This window comes from Labrenzia sp. PO1, from assembly GCF_012273635.1.
GTDB classification, from domain to species: Bacteria; Pseudomonadota; Alphaproteobacteria; order Rhizobiales; family Stappiaceae; genus Roseibium; species Roseibium algicola.
The window spans coordinates 193,168-213,953 of record NZ_JAAXCR010000006.1 but is presented as its reverse complement, the minus strand read 5'-3'; the positions used below and the strand labels follow the sequence as shown (position 1 = coordinate 213,953).

At 54.2% G+C, this 20,786-nt stretch carries 29 protein-coding genes; 11 read left to right on the top strand and 18 right to left on the bottom strand.

Features of this window, described 5'->3' with window-relative positions:
* Positions 1–134: 134 nt before the first annotated feature.
* Positions 135–404: a hypothetical protein gene (locus HCG46_RS26280; RefSeq protein ID WP_022997753.1), complete on the top strand. Its 270-nt coding sequence runs from the start codon at positions 135–137 to the stop codon at positions 402–404.
* Positions 405–516: 112 nt separating this feature from the next.
* Here HCG46_RS26280 and HCG46_RS26275 read toward each other — a convergent pair whose 3' ends face one another.
* The 16 genes from HCG46_RS26275 to HCG46_RS26200 form a co-directional block, all read right to left on the bottom strand.
* Positions 517–1,296: a DUF930 domain-containing protein gene (locus HCG46_RS26275; protein ID WP_168687937.1), complete on the bottom strand. Its 780-nt coding sequence runs from the start codon at positions 1,294–1,296 to the stop codon at positions 517–519.
* A 162-nt stretch (positions 1,297–1,458) separates the two neighbouring features.
* Positions 1,459–2,253, bottom strand: a complete 795-nt coding sequence (locus HCG46_RS26270) for a DUF1796 family putative cysteine peptidase (RefSeq protein WP_168687936.1) — start codon at positions 2,251–2,253, stop codon at positions 1,459–1,461.
* Between the two features lie 423 nt (positions 2,254–2,676).
* Positions 2,677–3,732 carry a tyrosine-type recombinase/integrase gene (locus tag HCG46_RS26265; RefSeq protein ID WP_168687935.1) on the bottom strand — a complete coding sequence of 352 codons (1,056 nt, stop codon included), beginning with the start codon at positions 3,730–3,732 and terminating at the stop codon, positions 2,677–2,679.
* A gap of 190 nt (positions 3,733–3,922) precedes the next feature.
* Positions 3,923–4,282, bottom strand: coding sequence for a hypothetical protein (locus HCG46_RS26260; protein ID WP_168687934.1), 360 nt, complete (start codon positions 4,280–4,282; stop codon positions 3,923–3,925).
* Between the two features lie 9 nt (positions 4,283–4,291).
* The gene (locus HCG46_RS26255; protein ID WP_077290239.1) at positions 4,292–4,552 is read right to left on the bottom strand and encodes a hypothetical protein; all 261 of its coding nucleotides are present in this window, start codon (positions 4,550–4,552) and stop codon (positions 4,292–4,294) included.
* On the bottom strand, positions 4,549–4,947 hold the full coding sequence (locus HCG46_RS26250; RefSeq protein WP_168687933.1) for a hypothetical protein: 399 nt from the start codon (positions 4,945–4,947) through the stop codon (positions 4,549–4,551). The genes HCG46_RS26255 and HCG46_RS26250 overlap by 4 nt, the downstream gene beginning before the upstream one ends.
* Positions 4,947–5,129, bottom strand: a complete 183-nt coding sequence (locus tag HCG46_RS26245) for a hypothetical protein (RefSeq protein WP_168687932.1) — start codon at positions 5,127–5,129, stop codon at positions 4,947–4,949. The genes HCG46_RS26250 and HCG46_RS26245 overlap by 1 nt, the downstream gene beginning before the upstream one ends.
* Positions 5,126–5,485, bottom strand: a complete 360-nt coding sequence (locus HCG46_RS26240) for a hypothetical protein (RefSeq protein ID WP_168687931.1) — start codon at positions 5,483–5,485, stop codon at positions 5,126–5,128. The genes HCG46_RS26245 and HCG46_RS26240 overlap by 4 nt, the downstream gene beginning before the upstream one ends.
* Positions 5,482–6,072, bottom strand: coding sequence for a hypothetical protein (locus HCG46_RS26235; protein ID WP_168687930.1), 591 nt, complete (start codon positions 6,070–6,072; stop codon positions 5,482–5,484). The genes HCG46_RS26240 and HCG46_RS26235 overlap by 4 nt, the downstream gene beginning before the upstream one ends.
* Complete coding sequence (locus HCG46_RS26230) at positions 6,069–7,109, bottom strand: recombinase RecT (protein ID WP_168687929.1); 1,041 nt, start codon at positions 7,107–7,109, stop codon at positions 6,069–6,071. Before HCG46_RS26230 ends, HCG46_RS26235 begins: the two co-directional genes overlap by 4 nt.
* Positions 7,106–8,062: a PD-(D/E)XK nuclease-like domain-containing protein gene (locus tag HCG46_RS26225; protein ID WP_168687928.1), complete on the bottom strand. Its 957-nt coding sequence runs from the start codon at positions 8,060–8,062 to the stop codon at positions 7,106–7,108. The genes HCG46_RS26230 and HCG46_RS26225 overlap by 4 nt, the downstream gene beginning before the upstream one ends.
* Positions 8,059–8,439, bottom strand: a complete 381-nt coding sequence (locus HCG46_RS26220; protein ID WP_168688024.1) for a zinc-finger-containing protein — start codon at positions 8,437–8,439, stop codon at positions 8,059–8,061. The genes HCG46_RS26225 and HCG46_RS26220 overlap by 4 nt, the downstream gene beginning before the upstream one ends.
* A gap of 189 nt (positions 8,440–8,628) precedes the next feature.
* The gene (locus HCG46_RS26215) at positions 8,629–8,772 is read right to left on the bottom strand and encodes a hypothetical protein (RefSeq protein WP_168687927.1); all 144 of its coding nucleotides are present in this window, start codon (positions 8,770–8,772) and stop codon (positions 8,629–8,631) included.
* Positions 8,769–9,080 carry a hypothetical protein gene (locus HCG46_RS26210; RefSeq protein WP_168687926.1) on the bottom strand — a complete coding sequence of 104 codons (312 nt, stop codon included), beginning with the start codon at positions 9,078–9,080 and terminating at the stop codon, positions 8,769–8,771. Before HCG46_RS26210 ends, HCG46_RS26215 begins: the two co-directional genes overlap by 4 nt.
* 420 nt (positions 9,081–9,500) lie before the next feature.
* Complete coding sequence (locus HCG46_RS26205; RefSeq protein WP_168687925.1) at positions 9,501–10,019, bottom strand: hypothetical protein; 519 nt, start codon at positions 10,017–10,019, stop codon at positions 9,501–9,503.
* A gap of 17 nt (positions 10,020–10,036) precedes the next feature.
* Positions 10,037–10,822 (bottom strand): LexA family transcriptional regulator, encoded by a 786-nt coding sequence (locus tag HCG46_RS26200; protein ID WP_168687924.1) that lies wholly within the window; start codon positions 10,820–10,822, stop codon positions 10,037–10,039.
* A 62-nt stretch (positions 10,823–10,884) separates the two neighbouring features.
* Here HCG46_RS26200 and HCG46_RS26195 point away from each other — a divergent pair, with 62 nt between their 5' ends.
* The 7 genes from HCG46_RS26195 to HCG46_RS26165 all read left to right on the top strand — a co-directional run bounded on the left by HCG46_RS26195 (position 10,885) and on the right by HCG46_RS26165 (position 16,011).
* Positions 10,885–11,076, top strand: coding sequence for a helix-turn-helix transcriptional regulator (locus HCG46_RS26195; protein ID WP_205838710.1), 192 nt, complete (start codon positions 10,885–10,887; stop codon positions 11,074–11,076).
* A gap of 251 nt (positions 11,077–11,327) precedes the next feature.
* Positions 11,328–11,828 (top strand): hypothetical protein, encoded by a 501-nt coding sequence (locus tag HCG46_RS26190; RefSeq protein ID WP_168687922.1) that lies wholly within the window; start codon positions 11,328–11,330, stop codon positions 11,826–11,828.
* Positions 11,825–12,412, top strand: coding sequence for a hypothetical protein (locus HCG46_RS26185; protein WP_168687921.1), 588 nt, complete (start codon positions 11,825–11,827; stop codon positions 12,410–12,412). The genes HCG46_RS26190 and HCG46_RS26185 overlap by 4 nt, the downstream gene beginning before the upstream one ends.
* Entirely contained in the window at positions 12,409–13,479 is a 1,071-nt protein-coding gene (locus HCG46_RS26180) for a toprim domain-containing protein (RefSeq protein WP_168687920.1), read from the top strand. Before HCG46_RS26185 ends, HCG46_RS26180 begins: the two co-directional genes overlap by 4 nt.
* Positions 13,479–14,327, top strand: a complete 849-nt coding sequence (locus tag HCG46_RS26175; RefSeq protein WP_168687919.1) for a hypothetical protein — start codon at positions 13,479–13,481, stop codon at positions 14,325–14,327. The genes HCG46_RS26180 and HCG46_RS26175 overlap by 1 nt, the downstream gene beginning before the upstream one ends.
* Positions 14,324–15,733, top strand: coding sequence for a DnaB-like helicase C-terminal domain-containing protein (locus tag HCG46_RS26170; protein WP_168687918.1), 1,410 nt, complete (start codon positions 14,324–14,326; stop codon positions 15,731–15,733). Before HCG46_RS26175 ends, HCG46_RS26170 begins: the two co-directional genes overlap by 4 nt.
* Complete coding sequence (locus HCG46_RS26165) at positions 15,733–16,011, top strand: hypothetical protein (protein ID WP_168687917.1); 279 nt, start codon at positions 15,733–15,735, stop codon at positions 16,009–16,011. The genes HCG46_RS26170 and HCG46_RS26165 overlap by 1 nt, the downstream gene beginning before the upstream one ends.
* A 1,040-nt stretch (positions 16,012–17,051) precedes the next feature.
* On the opposite strand, the gene HCG46_RS28725 is transcribed toward HCG46_RS26165, so the two are convergent.
* Positions 17,052–17,285 (bottom strand): excalibur calcium-binding domain-containing protein, encoded by a 234-nt coding sequence (locus HCG46_RS28725; protein WP_168687916.1) that lies wholly within the window; start codon positions 17,283–17,285, stop codon positions 17,052–17,054.
* 99 nt (positions 17,286–17,384) lie between these two features.
* On the opposite strand from HCG46_RS28725, the gene HCG46_RS28720 reads away from it, so the two are divergent.
* From HCG46_RS28720 to HCG46_RS26145, 3 genes are all read left to right on the top strand, one after another.
* On the top strand, positions 17,385–17,801 hold the full coding sequence (locus tag HCG46_RS28720; RefSeq protein ID WP_168687915.1) for a thermonuclease family protein: 417 nt from the start codon (positions 17,385–17,387) through the stop codon (positions 17,799–17,801).
* A gap of 136 nt (positions 17,802–17,937) precedes the next feature.
* Entirely contained in the window at positions 17,938–18,717 is a 780-nt protein-coding gene (locus HCG46_RS26150; protein WP_168687914.1) for an SGNH/GDSL hydrolase family protein, read from the top strand.
* 553 nt (positions 18,718–19,270) lie between these two features.
* Entirely contained in the window at positions 19,271–19,654 is a 384-nt protein-coding gene (locus HCG46_RS26145) for a DUF6362 family protein (protein ID WP_168687913.1), read from the top strand.
* Between the two features lie 199 nt (positions 19,655–19,853).
* On the opposite strand, the gene HCG46_RS26140 is transcribed toward HCG46_RS26145, so the two are convergent.
* A complete protein-coding gene (locus HCG46_RS26140) occupies positions 19,854–20,666 on the bottom strand; it encodes a hypothetical protein (RefSeq protein WP_168687912.1) in 813 nt (270 codons plus the stop codon).
* Positions 20,667–20,786 lie beyond the last annotated feature (120 nt).

Here is a 20,786-nt window from a genome sequence, read left to right as displayed (position 1 = left end):
TGTGTTTCTTAGATCGGTCCTTGCCAAGCCATTGTGTTCAGCAAAGTGACCGGTTGGCAGTAGGGAACCGGAACGGTGGGTCCAGAAGGATCGGAGCTGTTCCGCAGAAGTCAGACAGACGAAAGGGGAGCGTTATGGCTCGTTTTGAAATGCACTCGGCCGATATGGCCATCATGGGCGAAAAGCCGGTTACCGCGGACATCCTGTTCCAGATGGGTCTGGATAGCGCTTGCGGCCGTCACGGCATGACCGATCTCATCACAGCGCACAAGTGGTTCAACATCGCTGCTCTGAAAGGCAACAAGGACGCAGCGCGCTACCGCAAGGAAATTTCCGGTGAAATGTCCACTTCCGAAATCGCCGAAGCTCAGCGGTCGGCTCGTGAATGGCTGTCGATGCATTGAACCGGATGAAGGCTGCCGGCCGAACGGCACCTGAACCGGTATCCACAACCTGACGCGGCAGCACAGTTTTCTGCCGCGTCCAGTTTCCGGCCCCTTGCCGGGACCGCTCCAGTCAATGGATCGGCGCCAGACCGTACTCATCCCAGATCGAGCGGTCGATTGGTGCACCAAGGGCATATTCGAACCCGCTGACGATCTTGCCGCTGGCGTCCAGCCGGCATCGATAGGCGATCTCGTACCAGACCCGGTTGCTTCTGAGGGCTCCGGCGGGCACAACAATCATATCTTCCTTCTGAAATGAATTGCGGAAAGCATGTGGCGCAAGCCGTGTCGGCTTGAACCCCGGCCGCGCATGGCGAACCTGCTCCATTGCCTCCAGCGCGCAAATCTGTTCGCGTCCGTCTTCACTGGTCAAGGTTGGCAGAAACTCGCGTGCCTGTGCGGAGCGTGGGTCGTTCAGGACATCATTGGCAAAATAGGCATTTGCAGTAACCCATTCCTGCTCGGGCCTGGTCCTCGAAGAAGGTGGGTCCGTGGGCGCGGGCAAGTTGGCATTCGAAGAAGGCACCTGTACCGAAGGCGCGTTCGAACCTGACAACGGATCAGCAGTGGATTGCGGGGAGACTGCCGCAGTTTGCGACTGGCTCTCGTCGATTTCTTCCAGCGCGGTTTCCGGCAGACTTGGCGGCAGGAATTCAGGAATGATCTCGACGGAGACAGGCTCGGGCGGCTCTGGCAGGATAGTCCGCCACAGCGCCGCATCGCTCAACAACGCATAGAGCGCAAGGTGCAGCCAGAGCGCACAGATCCACGGAAACCTTTCCGCGACAAACCGAGTCAGATGCGTCGGAGGGGCGAGCTCGGCTATGGCATTTCTCCGATACCCGGCCAAGTTGAAGAATATCCATCGCACCAGAGGACTGCGGCTGAATTATGAAGGGGAAGACGGGAACTGGATCTGTTCCCGCGAACGGCGGCAGGCCAGTCAATCATCATGCGAGAAGGGTTTGAGACTTTCTGGTAGCGCGATGAACCACCTCTGGAAAAACGTTCCCTAACCCAACAGCCTGGCAGTAGCCCTGGGCAGCAGCCTGGTCAGTTTCTTGCGGGTGCGAATTTTCCGTTTCGACATCTTTCCGCGCATTATGTCCAGTGGTGAAACAGCCTTGGCTCGTCTGAGCGCCGCAGTCCACTCGTCTGTCCATGCATTGAACTGTTCCGGGTGGCGATCGTCACGCATCGGGACAATTTCGAATGTCGTTCTTGCAGACCGGTTGCACGAGCAGGTGCGCCGCAAATTTTCCCTGAGGGCGTGATTGTCAAAACAGGTCGCGGGTATTGCAAGGAGACTGACCAGAGAAAATGTTTTCTCTGGATGCAGACGCGCCATCATCTCTTCAAAAAGGGTTGTTTCGCTTTTCAGATGGGAAACTTCTGCATGAAAGTCGTTTATCGAATTTTCTTCCGCCACTGCCGCGTTGCGATAGTAGATGAAGGTCGTTTTTTCGCCGGTGTCTTTGATGAGTTTCCTGAACCTGTCAATCCGAACCCTGTAGTCCGCCAATACGTCACTGTTGTCGTGTGGATTGGTGTGCAGATGCGCGATTTTCGGGTAGTCCTTGAAAATGAGGAACTTCTCAACCGGATTTATTTGATGCGAGGCGTAAGTATAGTCGTGCTTGCTGGTAAGGCCCTTGAAGTCTGTCGCGATGATTTTCGAGACGTAGTCCAGGCCCGCGTCAAGGTTCCAGAGCCAGTCGAAGGGGTATTGCTCATGCCTCAGGCCCAGCTTCTTGAGGTTTGTCGCAGCGTCACACCCGCCACCCAGCGAAACAAAAACGTTTTTCAAGTATCACCCAAACCCAAATTCATTGATGAAAGAGGGTCGTTTTGCCGGTGGCGGGCCAAAAGTCAACTCTAAGATGTGACGGTGGCCGGGTGGGGAGGAAAAAAAGCGAAACCTGGCGAGCGAATTGCCAACCCGACTTGCGACGGGTGGAAAGAGGCGGTTCATTTTCAAACGAACGAGGCGTCAGGTTCCGCGATTTGTGAAGACGATGCCGGATTTCAGCGTTCGATGCCTGTCTTCACCTTCCAGAAGTTGCGAGGCCAAGCGCGGTGGAAAAAGTGACAAGGCGTAAAAAACGCCTTGAACTGTGAGGCTTTTATTCGTACACGGGCGTTACCGGAGAGGTGGCCGAGTGGTCGAAGGCGCTCCCCTGCTAAGGTTGTTCGCGAAATCAAAATTCGCCTTTAGAAACAACCCACTTACTCACTTTACAATTTTTACCTGTCTGGATTTTGCAGATTTGCTCTGCCTTCCTCGTGTGAACGCATCCCGAACATTTGCAGAACTCTCTTCGGAGTGTGCATAGGTATCAAGCAAGATGCGAGGGCTTGACCAGCGCCCGGCTTTGGCAGCGTCAACCGGGTTCACACCCTGGCGTACTACCGTCTCTGTTCCGAAGCCGTGCCGACCGGCTGCGTGTGGCGCAATGTACTCGATCTGAGCGCGTTTGCAGGCTGTTTGCCATGGCCCATATACCGAGTGGCGTGAAGCGTAGCCAAAGACCTTTCCATTGCGTGCTTTCAGGTTTGCCAGGACCGCTACCATTTCCGGAATGATGTCTACCCATTGACCGGGGTGCCCCTTGGAGGGTGGGAGCCAGACGCGGGAGTTGCGCAATTCCAAGTGCTTCGGCTCAATCAATACAGACTGCCCAACGCGGGCGCCTGTCGTGAACATGAACAGGGCCAATGCACCCATGTACTCGTTCGCTTCATCCCGGAACTTGTCGAGCCAATCCCAGGAACCAGGCGTTTTCTTTTTGCGGCTCTGCTTCCCGCGGATTTCGTCTTGCGCCTGGCGTTCGGCAGGGGTGTACGCCTTTACCCGGATCGGTGGGGTTCCCTTTTCTTGGTGGGCGTTATTGATGACGGCGCAAATTGGCGTCACCACTTGCCGGCGCCACGTATCACACGCGGCGGCCGGGTAGAGCTTCTTTCCCAGATCGCGGACAAGCTTGGGCTTGATGTCCTTGACCCTCATTTTCCCAATCTCTGGAATGACCTTTAGAAGGTAGCCCGCGTCCGCTGGCTTCGCGTCGTAGAGCACGACCGCGGCGGCAAATGTCAGCTCGTCTTCTTCCGTCGGCGCATCTGATCCAAGGATTGCACGTTGCCGGGCTTTCCTTTCAATTTCGGCGACCTTCGCGGCTGCAACTTGGATGTCAGATGTTTTGAGGCTTCGCTCAATGTAGCCGTCGAGCCCATCAGTGCGTCCACGGACCCAATAGCGGTTGCCTCGGCTGTAGATTTCGAGCGGCATGTTTCTTCCTCAAATATTCTGTCGATGTGCTCGGGTTTGATCAGCATCACGTTGCCCAGGCCGCAATACGCTCCTGTTTGACGGGCACGCTCTCTTAGCTTCCGCTCCGACAATTCAAGCCCAGCTTCAGCGAAGATTTCCACCCACTGTGCGGGCGTCTTCCCTTGTTCAAGGATCTTTGGCAGAGCCATTAACTTGCCTTCCTTATCTCGTCGGGTGTCACAGGCACGCGGAAGTCTTCGGCAATATGCTCGTCCGTCGGGTGCTCTCGGCGCACGGGAAGACTGCCGATCTGGTAGCCCTTGGCGCCTGTCTTGATCAGTAGCCGGATTACCCTTTGCCTCCGGCTTCCTGTCATAAACTGCACGTCGTCAAACAGGATTTCGAAAGCCTCGGCAACGTCGGCCGTTGTCAGCTTGAACCCGTTTCCAAGTGGCAGGCGTCGGCGGTAGTCCTCGACGCATTCGCGCAAGGTGTCTTCCTCGGCCGCCGTCAGCAAGTCGCCTTCGACGGCCTTTTGAAGCACTGCTATTTTTGCGACTGCAAGCAATGGCGTCCCTCACTCAGCGGCTTCATCAAATTCGCCGACAATGGCGAGGTTGATATTTCGGGCAAAGGTCGCCTCGACCAGTTCTCCAAAGCGCGGGTCCCGCTGTTTCGCATCCGCGATTGTGATGTTGACGGCAGTTGCAAGTGCGCCAATCACGACGGCGCGGCGCTCTACCTCGGGAAGTGGGCCAGTCACTAAGAGCATGTCGGCAAGCGTGTTCTTGGCAAGCTGCTCAATGCGGTCACGGTGTTTCTCGACTATGGCGCTCATTTCGTTGCCCTCCTGGCGTTCATGATGATTTTGCGGCCTGCCTTTACGTCTCCGGAAACCGCATAGAGTTGGCGCGCTACTTCCAGCGGATCGATGCCGATGCGATCCCAAAAGGCTTTTTCGTTGCCGCTGTGCTGCAGGCGGTGTTCCTCGGGCAACATGGGAACCGTCCAAGCGTCATCCGGCTTCCGCCCCTTGGCGGTCTTCGCCTTCTTGTGGCGCGGGTCGCCGTAACGGACGTGGCAGGCCTCGCAGCCGTGACCACCTGAAACCAGGCTCGGCAGTTTCCGGATGAATGCGAGGTGCGTTTCATCCGTCATCCGCTGCTGACCTTTGCCGCTCGGATCGAGCGAAAAAGCGGTTGTGGCGTGTGGGTTGTGCCAAAGGTGAGACATTAAACGGCCTCCTTTTCCAGAGACGGGAAAGAGGGCAGGGTGACTTTCACCAAGCGCGTTCCTTGCGGCCCGGTCAGCTTCTTCCCCGAATAACGATGATCGACAAGCGAAACGCTTTTCGTCTTGATGATGATCGGGCGAAGGCCCTTGCGGCCCGGGCAAACGAGGATTTCCGATTTCATGCTGCTGCCTCCTTAACCGCGGACTTTCCCGCCTTCGCCGTTCTCTCGGCCTTTAGTTTCGCCTGGGCTTCGTAATTCCATTTGATAAGACGCATAGGCCCGCCGTCTGGCTCGTAAAGCATGTAGTCAGCCCACTCCCACAACGGCCGTTCTCCGAAGACGGTCACCCCGTCGCGCTGAACAATTACGGGTGCTTCCCGGTTGTGCCCGCCTTCCTGCAGAAGTCGTGCAAGCTCGTGGATAACTCCGCCTTTGGACTTGGCGGCAGATAGGCCCTCGCATTCCGCAATGCTGAAATATCGGGTGCCGTCTGTGCTCGGTCGGCTTTCGTTCCGAATGGTGATGATCAGGGTCACGCCGCTTGCTCCATGTCAGAGATGATGTTCTCGGCGCAAAGGACGGTGAAGATGGCCCGGCAGGCTTCCGCCTTGGTGTGCAGGTTGTCCGGATAGATCCCGGCGTCTGGGGCTATTGCATTGAGCGCTTCGATTATCGTTGGCGCGACTGCCTCGCCGTTCTCATCCTGGCCGCCCACAATCGTTGCGCAGATGCCAGCAAGGCTCGTTGTCCGGAGTTGCGGCCGGATCAGGGTTGCCGGGTTGGCGTCGTGCCGGATCAACGCGGCCCGGATCACGTCAAGGTCAAAATCCAGATCCCAGCCGATAAGGTGGGTTGAGGTCTTGAGCGAGTTGGTCAGCCATGAAATGGCGGTCCGTTCCGGTAGGCCACGGCTCCGCGCAACACGGTCGCCGATCCCGTGGGATTTCTCCGCGCTCGCCGACACACTCTTTTCCTGGCGGATGAAACTGCGGTACTCGGCGAACACGCCTGCCGCGTCCCACTGCACGGCACCCATTGCGACGGGACGCGGGTACTGCTGATCATCGAGCGCGGCCGGGCGCTGAATGCCGGTGTTGGCGAGGCAAAGGGCAAGCGTGATCATTTGCCTGCCTCGATCCGCTCTTTCCGCTCATTGATCGCCAAGCGGGCTTGTTTCTTGTCCTCGGGGCGAAGCTGATTAAGGCCTGCTGCAAAGTCAGCCTTGATCGCGTCGACAGCTTCCAGCGTCTGGGCTTTGGACAACTCAGCCTTGAAGGACGCCAGCGGGTCGGTTGCGCTCTGTTTTGCCGGGGCTTCCTCGGCCGGTGCCGGGTTCTCGCTCTCCTGCGGCAATGGGCTGTTGTCTGCCGGGGAAAGGTCGAGCGTATTGGCGTTGCCACTCTGATCCGGCTTGTCCTGTTGAGCTGCAGCCTGTGCGGTGGTTGCGTTGACGTGTTCGAGGTTGAAGCCTTCTTGAGGCAGAAAGCTCTGTTCCGGCTGCTCCTGGCTCCGCTTCGCGGCAGCAAGACGTTCTGCGCCTGTCGCCCGGGCTGGTGTTACGTCGCGGGCATTATCTGCACCTTGGAAGCTTGCAACTTCTTCCCTGTCGTAGACGCCCAACAGTACTTCCGGGGTGTAACGGCGCGCCCATGCCCGGGCAGAGTAGTAGCCAAGCTGCTGTTGCGGGTCAGTCTTCCAAAGAGGGGAATTTTTTGTGGTTATTGCGCCGACCGGTGGAGACGTATAGCTGTACTCTTCACCGTCAATTGTGCCGCGAACGGTGCAAGTGAGGCTGTCGCCTTCGCCTTCAAATTCGTAGCGTAGCCGCCCTTGAATGCCTGAGCGGGTGTTGACCACGGCGGCAATGAGCTGCGCTTCATATGCAATTTGACCATTGACAGCATAAGACTTGGACGCGACCGCAAACGGGCTCATGTCCCATTCCATTGCCTGAAGTGCGACAGCCATGCAGGCGCCAGGGTTGTTCCGAAGGTGCTTAGGCAGAGCGATATCTGCGCGGCTCATGATGTCCGCAAATCGCAGGACTTCACCAAGTGACTGAGGCGCAAGCTTTGCGCCCTTCACGTGGTCAATCGAAACTGTTTGTCCCTTCTGAACCGCCAATTCAAGCGCGTCTTGGGTTGCCGGTACCTGGGTCATGCTGCTTGCTCCAATGCTGGGGTCTTAAGGTCTTGCTCGATGGCTTCGCGATCCCAATCGCCAATGCGAACGGGGCGGGCCTCATAGGGGCGGGCGCCGGGCCAGATGCCGGACGCCATACATTCGGCGATAGTGTCCAGGCCGTGACGAATTAGGGCTTCGCCTAGGTCTAGGTCGGCTGGATCCAGTTCAACGGCCTGAGTGTCGGGGGTGTCTCCGGTCGAAACGTAGACATTCCAAAAGCTGTCAAAGGGCAGGTCGAGTTCCCGGGCAGAGCGACGGACGCCGCCGCCTTGGATGAAATAGCCGTTGTCTTTGATCTGCCGCCGGATGAAACGTTCATCCATGCTCGACGTGGTTTTCAGGTCGGCAAAAAAGCCGTCAACTGCGTCGTTGTCCGGTCGGGACCTGAACCAAAGGCCGGTCCGCTCGTCCTTGATGAAAAGGGACCGCTCAACAGCGCCGTTCAAGATGCCCTGTTGCACCATGGGGTCGCGGGCTGCGTCCTCCGCAATGCGGCGGATCTTTTCAATCTGCTCGCTCGTGACGATGGTTTTGCCCGCGTCTTCCTGTTCCTTGTTCCACGCTTTGCAGTGAGTTGCGTTGTTGCTCCACGCGGACGGCTTTCCGGTTTTGCTATTCGGATATGTCTCCGGCTGCACCGCGAACTTTTCGGAAAAGACTTCGTCACCCAAAAGCAGTGCATGGACCGCTTTCCCTAAGTTCAGGGCGTTCGTTGTCTTCGGCTTGATGTGGTTGGGGTTCTGCTTCCATAGGTGCCAAAACTTTTTGGGGCTCCCGCCGAGGGCTGGAAACAGGTGTTTTAGCGAGGACTTGGATACGCTCGGTGCGTCCAGCAGTTTGAGATTGTTGTGGTATTCCTCAAGCGGAATGCCAACGTATACGCCTGGTTCTGTGATCGTCTCGCCGTTCCATTGGATTGCTTCGGTCATTGTGCCAACTCCTGCACAATGCGGTAGACGGTGCGGGCCTCTTCAACGCTCCGGATTTCAGCAGTGTGGTAGGTCGATTTTCCAAGTTGATCAGCAACAGCCCTATAGACTTGTTTCCGGCTCATGCGCTTTGACTTCCAAATCGGATCAAGCACCCGGTGAATTTGCTGACGGGCGTTTTTGATTTCGGGCGTGGGGATGCAGCCGAGCGGCGTTGGCGGTTTGCTGGTCTTGTGGTGACAGCCAACAAAGTTCTTGCAGCTATCGCACTTCCAGAAAGGCAAGCGTGATAGGTCGCGGCGATGTGGGTAAATCTCCCGGCCGGTTGTCAGTCTCGCCGAAACGTCTTCGCCGCACGCGCAGCAACAAATCTTCATCGTCAAGTCCTCTTGTGCCTGTTGCGCGTCTCCACTCGGGAGAGGCGGAAAAGACGGCCGGTCTTCCGGCCAGTTGGTGGGGAGGATGGTCAGAGTTGGGACGTTCTTCTGTGCCCCCGGCTGGCGTCCCTCAAAACCAGCCGGGGGAGTGTTGCAGCGTAGGAGGAAGTGCCGCTGCAAACAGGGGCGTCACATGTGGCGGAAGTGGCTTCCGATGGTCAGGGCAAGAAGGATCATTGCCGCCAGACCTGCCCGGCCCATTGCCGTGAAAAGAACCCGTTCAACCGAGTGAGAAACGCCGCGGTGTTTCGGCGGAAGTGGGAGCCGCTTCATGCGGCCACCCTATGCTCAACGCCTGCGACAGAGCCGGAAATACGCTCGGCCGAGTAATCGGAATAGTCTTCGCCGTCGTCTTCAAGTTCGGGGAAGGCGGCCGCCATCACGTCAGCGGTAATGTCGTTGCTCCAACCCTCTGCCGGGTTGAACTCGAAAATCGCTTTCACATTCTCAAGCTGGCCGCTCTGAATGTCGGCGACGATCTGCGAAAAGCGCAATTCTTCAACATCCATTTCCGGCGTGTAGATCGTTCCCTTGATGTCGCAAAGGACGTGGAAAAAGGATGTGTCGGTGCTGAGGGACATGGACTTTCTTCCTCTTCAAAGCTTGGCGGAAGATCTGGTCTGTTGCCGCCTTCGTTCCGCTGTTGATGAGAGAAAAATACCGACTTGGTATATTAAATCAAGTCCAAAATGGTATTGACGGCATAAAATATACCGATATGGTCTTAAATCAGCGGTGACAGGGTGCAATTCCCTGCTGGATGAAAACTGCAGGCGCGGGGGTCGAAAGTCCTACGGTGCCGCCAGAAACAGAGGACGAGTTAGCTGAAAGGCGCTCTGGCGTTTGTGTCCCATTCCCGGCTCCGGTCGACAAGACACAGGCCATGGTCTTCCCGCCTTCTGGGTCGCCCCAGGGGGTAGGGGGGTCTATGGCTTGGAACCCTTCCCCCACCTATCGACAGAAACAAGATCTGAAACTTAGGGTAGAGAGTTACGGATAGATCAGAGGGGGGCCGATTTGGGAAAGAGTCTGCTTGTAGCAAAAGCACCTTTCAAGGCCATTTCGTCGGACAAAACCAACTCAATCAATTCGTCTCTGCCTGGCTCGTTCAGCATCATTTTAGCGATCGCACCAGCGTCGTTTTCCCAAAGCTCTCGACGAAAATTTCCCTCATCGTGAAGTTTCTCAAGGATTCTCAAAATAGCGGCGCCGGCAAAAGGCAATTTTGTGAGCACGGTTTCAGCATCCGCCTCTTTGGCATCTCGTGCGAATGAAATAACAGTTAGGTGCGAAGCGGTTTCCGCCCTTGAATATCCATTCTCAACGGAGGCCAGCGCGACAGCAGCACCGAAAGGGGTAAGGTCATAGCCCATGTGCTTTACTAGGGCAGAAATCTCGGTCAGCGCATCGTTTGACGGGGCGTCGCTGTCTTGATCTTTACGACGCTTCGACAATACGAATACACATGCGGCACCAACGAACGCAGCCAAAATTAACGAATAAAAAGTTGGTTGGTCCATGGCTAATTGCCGCGGATTTACGACACCTCGCGAATGACTTTCAAAATCTTCGCGATAATCCGCACTTCCGTAGCTTCCTCGCTGTGTTCGTCAAAAATAACCGGCTCTTGAAAACGCGAGTCTGTAGACTCGGGACGAAGCTCAATGTCACCGTTGTGGCGCACAACACGTTTAGCGGTACGCTCCAATGTATGGCCGCCGTCCCTGAACCGCTCAACAACGACTAAGTCACCGGACACCAGATCAATTCCGGCCTGCCCATAGTCGAGACAAAGGATTAGGTCGCCATCCTGGGCGATCTTGTTCAAGCTCTCGCCACGAATGCGAAGCAGATATTGATAGTCCAGCGAATATCTTGCATCGCCGCCAGCTAAGCTAGAGTTCTCGGCTTTCTCGCTGTCAAAAAGATCAGCTTCCATCCATAGGCCAGCGGCGACATCTCCCTTTACTGAGAGGGTTTTGTTTTCCGCGGATGTTACTTTTACGATGTTGTCGGCGAACCCTGAACGCGAAACGGGCTTAATATGCAAGTTGTCTAATTTACCTTTGTGCTCATCCGGGAAGAGCAGCTCTGACGGGGAAATACCTAAGTGAGGTGCCAGGCGTTCCGCCCATTCACGCGTAATTGTTCGTTCGCCGTTTTCTAGGCGACGAATTTGCGGCTGTGACGTGCCAGCTAGTTCCGCAAGACGCGCTTGCGTCAATTCTCTGGCGGCCCGAAGGTCTTTCAACACATTCATACCACATTGGTAACCCCAATCACTTGGTATATCTAAAGCCAAATTGGTATTTTTATCTTGCATGATTATGCCTAATCGGTATGTTTTGGCTTATGAAGCTCAATGACTTCCTTGGAGATAACCAAATGTCTCACGCGGAATTTGGCGGACGCGTTGGCGTCTCTCAGGCCGCTATCAGCAGATATGCGAACGGCCTCCGCTGGCCTAAGCCGGAAATCATTTCGCTGATCGAAACGGCAACTGGCGGGCAAGTGACGGTGAAGGATCACTACGACGCTTACCAAGGCGCCAGGATCACTAAGAAGGCAGCCGCCTAGAAAGGCACAAGGTCATCACCGTTCGCCTTCTTCTGGGGTGAGCGATCGGACCCGGAAAGTATCTCTTCCCGGGTCCAAACCAAGCTTATCCGGCGTTTCCGCAGTCTCTCGGCCAGACTGTCAGCTCTGCGGGTGCCTGAGGCTACAAGCCTCAAAAAGTGTGGGTGTGGGGTCTGTTTCGTTTCCATGCCCAAAGAGGTGGGAACGCCCTCTGAAGTCTTCACGGTTGCAAATATTGGAAGAGAGTAACCATGGATTATCTGAGCCGCGACGAATACGACCGGTTGTCAATCGCAAGCAAAGACCTCGTGCGCGCCGCTGGTGGTGCCGAGAGAGCCCGGGAAATCACCGCATATAAGCAGCTCACGCAAATACAGCGCTGCACCACAATCGACGGCCAGGACCGTCGATTTTTTCCAATCAAGGCAATTGCCGAGCTTGAGGCCGACGTGGTGGAGAGCGGTTGCCTTCCTCCCGTAACCAAATGCCTCGCTGATATGGCGGGCTTTGATCTGGTGAGGCGCGGGACCTGCAAAGGCGACGGCTGTGCGCTCACGTCTCTCTCCGAACTAATGAAGGTCTTCGCGGAAGCAAGTTCGACAGTCGCCGATGCCTATGCGGATGCAAAGCTAACCAGCGAAGAGCAGGCGGCGTGCATTGAACGTTTGGAAGCGCTGTTGGATCAGACGGCAAGAACGCTGGCCATCCTCCGCGGCGAGAAGGTTTCTGCGAACGCAAGGGAGGTGGCTTGATGCGGATATGCGGGCTCGACGTAGCAACTAAAACCGGCTGGTGCATCGCGGACGGCAGCAATTATCAAACCGGCCTGTTCAATGCCGGGAAGGTCGGCAAACGCAAGGCGTCATGCGATGCCGAGCGGAATGCAAATTTTCGTCAATGGCTCTGGACCTTTCTAAAAACCAATGACGTACAGGCCGTTGCGATCGAGCGCCGGGCGGTCGCGAACATGAAGAAGAAAGTGAAAGACCCGCTCAGCGGCAAGATGGTTGAAACTGTCGTCACAAACGATGCGACGGCGGCAACGTTGGCTTACCTAAACAACTGCGCTCAAGAGGTATGCTTTTCTCTGAGCATACCTTTCCACCTCGTAGCGGTGCAGTCTTGGCGCAAAGACTTCCTCGGCGGTCTGAAGCCGGTCGGTGAAGAAGACTACAAGGACGTTGCAAAGCGCGTCTGCCAGATGATGAGGATCGAAACCAAATCCAAGGACGCTGCAGAAGCGGCTGGGGTTGCCTTCTGGCTCCAAACTCAAATGAGGCTGCAACGCGCTCAAGCTCCAGCCGGCGGCCTCTTCGGCGTGGGGGAGGCGGCATGAGCAACCTCGATCAGGCATGGACCGATTACAAACTGCGGGCGAATAAGGTTTCGCTTCTGGATGCCGCAAAGAAGAGTGGCGCAACGCTGAAGAAGGCCGGGGGCGGGGAATATGTCGGCCCGTGTCCGGGCTGCGGCGGAACTGACCGCTTTGCGGTGAACACGTCAAAAAATAAATGGGTGTGCCGGGGTGCTGGCGGCGGCGGTGATGCAATCGGCCTTGTCATGCACTGCGCCGGGCTGACCTTTCCGCAGGCCTGCCAAGAGCTGACCGGTGAAGCCCCACCGTCTGGCGGCACCGAATACACTCCTGAGCAACGCGCCGCCTGGGCGAAGCGTCAGGCTGAAGCCGAAGAGCGCGACCAGAAGAGGCAGGATGACGAAGCCCAGGACGAACTGGCCCGGCTTAAGGTCGCTAAGCAACTGTGGGGCGAGGCCCAGTTGATTGAGGGCTCGGTGGCAGAAGACTATCTGCGCAGCCGTGTCAAAGGCCTTGAAGGGAAGCTGCCCGATGTCCTCCGGTTCCACCCGAAATGCTTCCTCGGACCAGGGCAATATCATCCCGCGCTCGTCGCACTCGTCCAAGGGGCAGAGGGAAACCAGCTTGGAGCCTGGCGGATCTATCTGGATGCGCAAGGCAATAACCTGCGCGATGCGGAAGGCAACAAGATCAAAAAGGGCCTTGGTCCCTGTGGCGGTGGCGCTGTTCGGCTGCATCCTCCTAAAGACGGTCGTTTTATTGCTGTTTGCGAGGGGATAGAGACCGCCTTTGGCGTGCATCTGCTTTCAGGCCTGCCAGTTTGGGCCTGTAGAACAGCAAATGGCCTCTCTGGCCTTGAACTACCCAGGGAAATTGAACGGCTCGCGATCTATCCGGATGGCGATAAGTGGAAATGGCAGGCCGACAAGGGCCGTTGGCTGGATCCAACTGGCCGCCGCGAAGCGTTGAAACTCGCAGAGCTGGCTGTTGCGCAAGGCATTGAAGTGCTCATGCAGCCGGAACCAATGCCCGGGTTTGATTTCTTAGAAGTCCACAACAGTCTCTACATGAGAACTGAGATTAATTGATGAAAGAAAACGCTTATCACGCATTCAGCGGCGAAGAAATGGAACTATTTCTCGTCAATCTGGAGCCAGTCGTCTTCCTCCTCATCAACGGGCTGGGAGCCAATACTTGTCCTGCATTCGAGCGACCGAACATGCTCCCTGTTTTCATCTCTGTATCGCCATTCAATCTCAAGGGAGATTTCTTGAGCTGGAATATCAACGTCGTATTTCTGATCTGCGAATCTAATACGGAAAGTTATGGGTCTGCATCTGTGGCCGACTGGTGTCCCTGGAACAATGTCAACAAGACTCACTCTGCGGCTCTGTTCAAGCAAATTGCCAAGCGCTTCTCTGAGCTCATTATTCTTGATAATGTCTTTTTCTCTTGGATCGTTACGGCCATACTCAAGGAAGCCAAAGAATATATTGTCTGGCTTTGTTATCCTGATACTGAGAATTGTAATGTCTCGTCTATTGTAGTTCCAAAATCGAAAAATTTCCCTGTCGTCAGACTTAGCTTTCCCGTTGTGATTAAATACAGGGAGCAAATTACCCGTAACGACTCTTGTTTGCGTTTCAAGGATTTCGTTGCTTTCTCTGGCAGTGGAGAGCGTTTGTTTCAAAACAAACAGCGTAACTACAGCTGCACCAGCAGCAGCCCAACCACTCAGTGCTCCGATCCACGCCCGGTAGCATTCAAGAATGCTCTCATCGGCTTTACTCGCCGTGTCGAGGGAGCATGCGGTGTCGAGCATTGCGATCGACAAAAACAAGCCAATGGGGAGAAAAGCGCCGATCAGGATCCAGTGGTGAGGCTTCATATGACAGCCTTTAACACGCACAAGTTGACTCTGGGAGTCCTTGCATGACTTTTCATTTTCCCAACATTCCAGATCGCGAAGCCGAGCTGATTGGGCTTGTCCTGGCTCAACCGGAAATCACCGGCCACGTTTTGCGGCGTTTGCCGAAAGAGGCATTCACCAATCAACTGACTGTCGCAATCTGGGGCGCAATGCAGGGTCTCGAGGCCGGTGGAACGCGCATTGGTATCCAAGCGCTTCGTGAACGTGTGGACGTAGACCCCGCAAAGTTCGGCATCCCCGATCTTCCGTCATTTCTCGGCACTTGTCTGCAGCGTGCCGGCGGCGACATGCCCGCGTCTGACCTGTTGGACGTGCTTTCCGAGACCGTCTTTGACGAGTTCATCCGGCGCCAGGTGGTCGAGTTTTCTACGGATCTGATCCGCCGTGCCGGCGACAAGTCGGTGAACGGTGTGGACCTGGCCACTGCGGCAACCAAAAAGCTGACGGCAATTTCCGGCCAGCGTGTCCAGCGTGTGGGCGTCTCGGTTTTCGAGGCAGGCAAGCGGTTCATTGATGACCTACAGAAGGTTGAAAGCGGTGAACGCAGTATTGGTTTTCGCTTTGGTGTGGGGGCACTTGACGACCTGATGGGGCCGATCAGGGACGGAGACTTTGGCTACATCGTTGGCCCGTCTGGTCATGGCAAATCTGCCCTGGTTCGTCAGATCGCCAGAGCAAACCCATGGGTCAAGCATCTGCTCATCACTGCAGAAGAAACGGACGAAGACATTTCAGCCAAGGAAATCTTAGCAGAGGCAAATGTGAGTTCCGACCTGGCCTATCGTGGCGGGCTGTCAGCGCAGGAAATGGAAAGCATCGTCAATGCCCATATGGATCTGAAAGACGCGCCGTTGCATGTCGAGCCCGGAGACGACATGCGGATTAGCACCATTGAAAGCAAGATACAGGCTTTCAAGTTCCAAAACGGCGGCAAATGCGGTTGCGTCTTCCTGGATACGATTGATGACCTAGACGCGGAAGAGAAGGGCAACTTTTCCCTTGCTGAGCGCCCGGCATTGTCGGCCCGCAAGCTGGACAAGCTTTCTACCAAATTGATGGTGCCAATCATCGCTATAGGCCAGCTAACAAGCGCCTACGCGAAGCGAATGGACATCAGCATAAGCCTTGCGGACACCTACGGCGGTCAGGCGGTCCGGAACAAGGCCAATTGGGGCCTGATGATGCACCGGCCGGCACAGAAGATAGACGATGTCATCTTGCCGTCGCACCTCACGCAGGCAGAGCGTGACAAGTGGCTTTCTGAACGCGCCAACTGGCTCAACCTGGCTGAGTTTATCAATCTGAAATCACGCCGTACTGCAGTTGGGAAGCGTGCAAAGGCCGGTTGGGTCGGCCCAAGAACTTCATTCGTTGACTATGACGAACGCGGGCAGGAGGGCTTTGCGCTGTGATGGATCTGAAAGACCAAATCGAAGCCGCCCAACACAAGGTCGAAATGCTGCGGCGTAAGGCAGAGCGGCCTGGTGCCCGGATCGAGGACGAATTTGCCCTTGAGAGGGCGCGTAATCGGCTGCTCGTCCTTGAGCTCCGGGTGTTGAAGCAGGTCACGAGCCTGCAAAGGAAGATGCTCAAGGGGCATAAGCCGCAGCAAGTGCAGCAACCTCGACGCATGACCGCAAAAGAACGCGCGGAAGCGGCCTTTGCTGATTTGCAGAAAGAGGGGGCTTGATGGCATCAGGCGGCCACGTTGACCGTATAGCCGCGGAATTTGGCGTCCACTTTGTCGACCACACTACGCGGCCGACAGGGCGGCACCAATCGCGCGCCCGGCGGACATGCCAAAAGCTCTTGAAGAACCACGGTGCGGAACACCTGCGCCTTGTCTTCGGGCTGATCAACGCGGGTAAGAACCGAGGGAACTGGTCAGCCCCATGTATGTCTGCAGTCTCTTGGCTCGTGCTCAATAAGCCAGAACTAATTGAGCGTCGAGATTTCATAGAAATGTTTGACTGTCTGGACTTGGAAATCCTTCTGAAACGCTCAAAGGCAGTAAATCCAGCTGCGCCAACGGTCACGATGCGAATTTTGCTTTCCGCGGAAGTTCTTTCGCAGATTGAACAAATTGAAATCGCAAAAGTTGCCTGAAGTGTGTTCACTATGTAAATTCAACACGTTACGTAAGTTGAAACGGGGAGGGCCGAAAATTTAGTATTGCGGATTAATGGTGTGAAAATCCAATAAAGAGCGAGGCAAACATGGCGGGTTGGCAAATAACAGGTTTCGATAGTTCCATCGAAATTTACAGTGCAAAGTTACCAGATCTGTCCAAATCCGAAGTCGTTGAGATACTCAAGAGACTTTGTTGCACATCATTAAGCTTTGAAGAAATTCGGAGGTCTTCGCTGCGCAAGAATGATAAGGATCGCCTGTCCCTTCTCGATCGCTCCGGTAGTGAGTTGCCGATTTCTATAGGCGAGAATCCTTATTTCATTGCTGAGCCAATTTAAATGAGAGGGGTAGGTAACGTGAAGGAAAAAGAATGGGTCCTCATTAACGATCATTCAAAATTGTTGGGACCTACAGCTAATCAAATAACGCAATATTCAGATCAAGCACTTCGGTTCGCCACGTTTGAAGACGCGCAAACTTTTCTAGAGCAGAACAAAGACGTTGCTGAGCTGCTGCATCCGAACGCTCGGGCGTCCAAGCATCCACTTTAACAGAAGATAGGGGCCAACCGAATTGTAGGCGGAGTGACTTTCGTGAACTCTATCGTTCGCACGCGATACCGTCTCCATCCCGATCCAGGCGGTAGACGTCAGGCCCAATAACGCGGATTGGCCCCCTTACATAGACAGGGCCATTTCCGCTGCCACCAGCACAATCAACGTCACTTGCTATGGGCACGCATGGGTCGTAACTCGGATGGCAACCTGATTGAGATTGCGTCGGCGTGATTGAAGCGCCCACAACTAACAATGCAAGAAACAAGCGAATAGACATTGCAACCTCCCAACTCAATGAGAGGTTGCGTGTATTTTGGGTCGACCGCAACTCTTATTGCGGCGTATCCTTAACGCTCAAGAATGGAATTTTCGCAGAATGATTAGAACGATACTCGCGATGCTTCTTTGTCTTCTCTCATTTCAAGCATCAGCGGAGGAATGGAATAGCACCGTATCTAGAGTGATTGATGGCGACACGTTTCAGCTTAGCCGGCCGTTGATCAAAATCCGCCTGTGTGGAGTGGATACGCCGGAACGTGGCCAGCCTGGATACCGGGAAGCAACTCTGTTCACAAAGCGATTGGTTGCGGGGAATGCCGTGCAATGTCGGACTGTGGGCGAGGGGACGCCTTGTGATGGACGATCGCGCAAGAAATCTGGTGCGCGCTTCGTGGCACAGTGCTTTGTCGGCGGAAGGGACATTGGAATGGAATTGGTGAAGTCCGGACATGCTTGCGCCTGGCGTAAGTACTCCGGGCGCCACTATGTTGGCAACGCCGCGTGCGTAAAATAAACAATGGTACCGCAGACTTGAGCGGGCTGGGTTTGCGTTTGCACGTACCCATAATTGTGATTTTCAATGACTGCGAGTAGATACGCAGTTCAACGTCTTGAACTTGATTCAGCTTTCTAGTCGAAGGGTCACCAGTTTGCGCTGGAACAAACAGAATATCAGGCCGAGGCTGATCGCCTTGGGTGATAGCCATGCTCTTTATAATTTCGCGGGTGTTGCTGAGGCCAAAATATTCTGGCTTGGCCCCGTCACCATGCATCGAGCAGCGCGGGACGGTATCCGCGTTCTAATTCCGAAAAACTGCCGGCCGAAAAAAGGTGACTTTTTCGTTCTATCGTTTGGTGAGATTGATTGCCGGGTACACGTCAAGAAACAGGCCGTCTTAAAGAAAACGAACACGATTGAAGAGGTGGACAACCTTTGCGCTCGTTTCGAAGCGGCGTTGACCGAGTTCAAGGTAACTTGCAGGGCCAACATATGCTTGATGTCTATTGGTCCGTTTAATCCGGAGTTCCTCGACTGTTCGGCCTACGACAGCCCGGAGGAATGCAGGCAAGACGCCAAGGCGATCCGCGACCGCATTAATCAAAGGTTGTCGAAAATGGGGGGCCCATTCATTGATTATCGGGATGCGTTCTCAAACGCAGATGGGTCTATCAAGTCGGACATGTCAGACGGAAATGTTCATATCGATCACCGGATTTCTGATCCAATTTTGACCGCCTTAGGCCTGGCAACCGGCGTGGCCTACACCAGTAGAATACCGCCTTGGCCTTACCCCAGATCTTTGAATGAGCCGCCTTACGTTCCTCCGTTAAAGCAACTGCAGAAGCGCTTGTTGTACTTCACACGCCCGTTCCGTCGAAAATTCGAGAGGTTTTTTTCTGATCGCAAAACTGGTCAAAAGCATCCGTGAAAGAATAGAAGCGATGACCAATGAAACGGATATCGGAACGGAGTTGTTGAAGTCCTGACATGCTTGTGTATAGCGTCGGCACCACTGAAAATAGTGAAGAGAGAAAGATATATGGAGACCTTTTTATTATATTTTCCTTATATTTGTTTGGGAGTGTTCTGTGTTTCTTTTATAGCTGCTTTTTTTGATGGTGTTGATGAGGTTCATGTTGCAAATAATTTTATAGCAATAGTCACAATTCCTACGTCATTATTTTATTTGTATATAGTTCTTTCGTTAAATTGGGCGGATAGTTCAAATGGGAATTTTGGAGCAGGTTTTATTCTTGCTTACATTCTCTTGTTCTCGCTCGTAGCTTCTCCGGTAATTATAATCTTCCAGGGGCATGCAGGGTGGTCACTAGGTCATTACTGCAAATCTGGTTTCGGCGGGTCGCGCGATTAGTGGGCCATGAGCCCGTTTGTCTCCTCGTTTTCAACAGCCGAGCTTGTACAAGCCAACAATAATCTGGCTTTGTTTCGTTGCGGTCATTGTGAAAATGGAGAGACCACGCATGACATCAGAAACGATACTAACGCGGCTGATCGAGGCCGTCGAAGTCATCGCCATCATAGGAAAGAGCGACGGGCCAAGGACTACCTGGGCGGCATGGCCGGATCCAAACATGATCCGCAAAGTTCGTCGGTCGCGGATCTGCAGCGCTCAAGAGATTGCTCGGGCGGAAGAGGCGTTGACGTGGTTCGCGCTGATCGATGATCCGGACGCACGCCGGGCACTGCAATTTGAGGTCATGTGCAAGGCCGGGGGCGGGAAATTCACCCAAGTTTGCAAAAATTTTGGGTGGGAGCGCTCAACTGTGCTCAAACGCAACCGCGTTGTTCTGAAAAAGCTATCTGAAAAGCTGATCCTAGGAAGCATTTCTAGGCAAGCGGCCTAGCTGGACAGGTTTCACAGAATGCGCCTAAAAGCAGCCCCATAGAGATACCTTGAAGAACTGCGCCTGATACTGGGTCGCTACTTCAAGGCATCTTTCTGAGACATGCGCCGGGTCGTTTGACATGGACCATGCGTCACGTTGGTGTGGACCAACGCCCGGCACTTTTTTAGAATAGAATGACATGCGGCAAGAGATCAGATTAGCTACGGTCCTCTATTATATTTTGTATCTCTCCAAGTAATTTGATTTGGACATTTCGTTCTTCTATCCGAAGCGACCTCGCATCTGCTTCTGAAAGTCTTGTTATGTAATTTTTGTATATCTCTGCGTGATAAGATCCGATTTCATCCAAATCATAAATAGATTTTCGTATGTCGTCAGGATCATTACTGTCGTTAATGTGGAAATCTATTGATTCTTTTAGTTGTGAAAAAATTTCCCTAAAAGTACCTATATTGGTTCCAATGTTGACATCAAAAACACTGGGGGGCGAAATGTTAAATTCTTTACCGTTTACTGTCACTTTTGGAGGAAAAGTCTTCATTGTCACAGATGGATGAGAGATCGTAGGATTTTTTTCGCTCTCGCAAAGTGAAACATAATCCCTTCGCGCTTCAGACTGTTGCCGAAGAAGATTTTCGTATTCGAGGATTTCTGTTTGTTTTTTGAAGTAGTCTCCACTTCGTCTCGCCTCTTCGGCTTGCGCTCGTGTTGCTTCTTTGGCGTCCTCGGCTACTTCGCGTGATAGTTTCATCTCCGCGCGAGTTAACGAAAGTTCTTCACGTTGAGCTTTTAGTTCGCGTGCCTGGATAAACACCGCGAATGCGAGCCAAATGAAAGCTAGTGGCGCAAATGCTCCTGCGAGAAAGTCGCCAATTTCGTTTGAGGTCAAGCATGCCAGGACAACAGCTTCGTTGGTTCTATTGCACTCACTGCCACTGAAAAAGCCTACGGTGAGTATCGCTATCCAGACACTGCTGAGAAACAGTAGGCAATACAGACCAATTCTCATTGTTTAGGACAGCCTTCGACACTTTTATGGAGCGGCAGAGTAACCTCTGCAAATGATCGCCATCAACAGTTGTTGAGTGACACCTTGCACAATTAGATACGAATGAAACAAATCTCTGTC

Coding starts and splice junctions, on each gene's coding strand:
- HCG46_RS26165 (WP_168687917.1), top strand. CDS start 15,733: ATGGATCTGAAAGACCAAATCGAAGCCGCCCAACACAAGGTCGAAATG.
- HCG46_RS26175 (WP_168687919.1), top strand. CDS start 13,479: ATGAAAGAAAACGCTTATCACGCATTCAGCGGCGAAGAAATGGAACTA.
- HCG46_RS26255 (WP_077290239.1), bottom strand. CDS start 4,552: ATGAGCGCCATAGTCGAGAAACACCGTGACCGCATTGAGCAGCTTGCC.
- HCG46_RS26220 (WP_168688024.1), bottom strand. CDS start 8,439: ATGAAGATTTGTTGCTGCGCGTGCGGCGAAGACGTTTCGGCGAGACTG.
- HCG46_RS26215 (WP_168687927.1), bottom strand. CDS start 8,772: ATGAAGCGGCTCCCACTTCCGCCGAAACACCGCGGCGTTTCTCACTCG.
- HCG46_RS26190 (WP_168687922.1), top strand. CDS start 11,328: ATGGATTATCTGAGCCGCGACGAATACGACCGGTTGTCAATCGCAAGC.
- HCG46_RS26145 (WP_168687913.1), top strand. CDS start 19,271: ATGACATCAGAAACGATACTAACGCGGCTGATCGAGGCCGTCGAAGTC.
- HCG46_RS26280 (WP_022997753.1), top strand. CDS start 135: ATGGCTCGTTTTGAAATGCACTCGGCCGATATGGCCATCATGGGCGAA.
- HCG46_RS26140 (WP_168687912.1), bottom strand. CDS start 20,666: ATGAGAATTGGTCTGTATTGCCTACTGTTTCTCAGCAGTGTCTGGATA.
- HCG46_RS26200 (WP_168687924.1), bottom strand. CDS start 10,822: ATGCAAGATAAAAATACCAATTTGGCTTTAGATATACCAAGTGATTGG.
- HCG46_RS26195 (WP_205838710.1), top strand. CDS start 10,885: ATGTCTCACGCGGAATTTGGCGGACGCGTTGGCGTCTCTCAGGCCGCT.
- HCG46_RS28725 (WP_168687916.1), bottom strand. CDS start 17,285: ATGTCTATTCGCTTGTTTCTTGCATTGTTAGTTGTGGGCGCTTCAATC.
- HCG46_RS26265 (WP_168687935.1), bottom strand. CDS start 3,732: ATGCCGCTCGAAATCTACAGCCGAGGCAACCGCTATTGGGTCCGTGGA.
- HCG46_RS28720 (WP_168687915.1), top strand. CDS start 17,385: ATGATTAGAACGATACTCGCGATGCTTCTTTGTCTTCTCTCATTTCAA.
- HCG46_RS26170 (WP_168687918.1), top strand. CDS start 14,324: ATGACTTTTCATTTTCCCAACATTCCAGATCGCGAAGCCGAGCTGATT.
- HCG46_RS26225 (WP_168687928.1), bottom strand. CDS start 8,062: ATGACCGAAGCAATCCAATGGAACGGCGAGACGATCACAGAACCAGGC.
- HCG46_RS26210 (WP_168687926.1), bottom strand. CDS start 9,080: ATGTCCCTCAGCACCGACACATCCTTTTTCCACGTCCTTTGCGACATC.
- HCG46_RS26205 (WP_168687925.1), bottom strand. CDS start 10,019: ATGGACCAACCAACTTTTTATTCGTTAATTTTGGCTGCGTTCGTTGGT.
- HCG46_RS26235 (WP_168687930.1), bottom strand. CDS start 6,072: ATGATCACGCTTGCCCTTTGCCTCGCCAACACCGGCATTCAGCGCCCG.
- HCG46_RS26180 (WP_168687920.1), top strand. CDS start 12,409: ATGAGCAACCTCGATCAGGCATGGACCGATTACAAACTGCGGGCGAAT.
- HCG46_RS26250 (WP_168687933.1), bottom strand. CDS start 4,947: ATGTCTCACCTTTGGCACAACCCACACGCCACAACCGCTTTTTCGCTC.
- HCG46_RS26245 (WP_168687932.1), bottom strand. CDS start 5,129: ATGAAATCGGAAATCCTCGTTTGCCCGGGCCGCAAGGGCCTTCGCCCG.
- HCG46_RS26230 (WP_168687929.1), bottom strand. CDS start 7,109: ATGACCCAGGTACCGGCAACCCAAGACGCGCTTGAATTGGCGGTTCAG.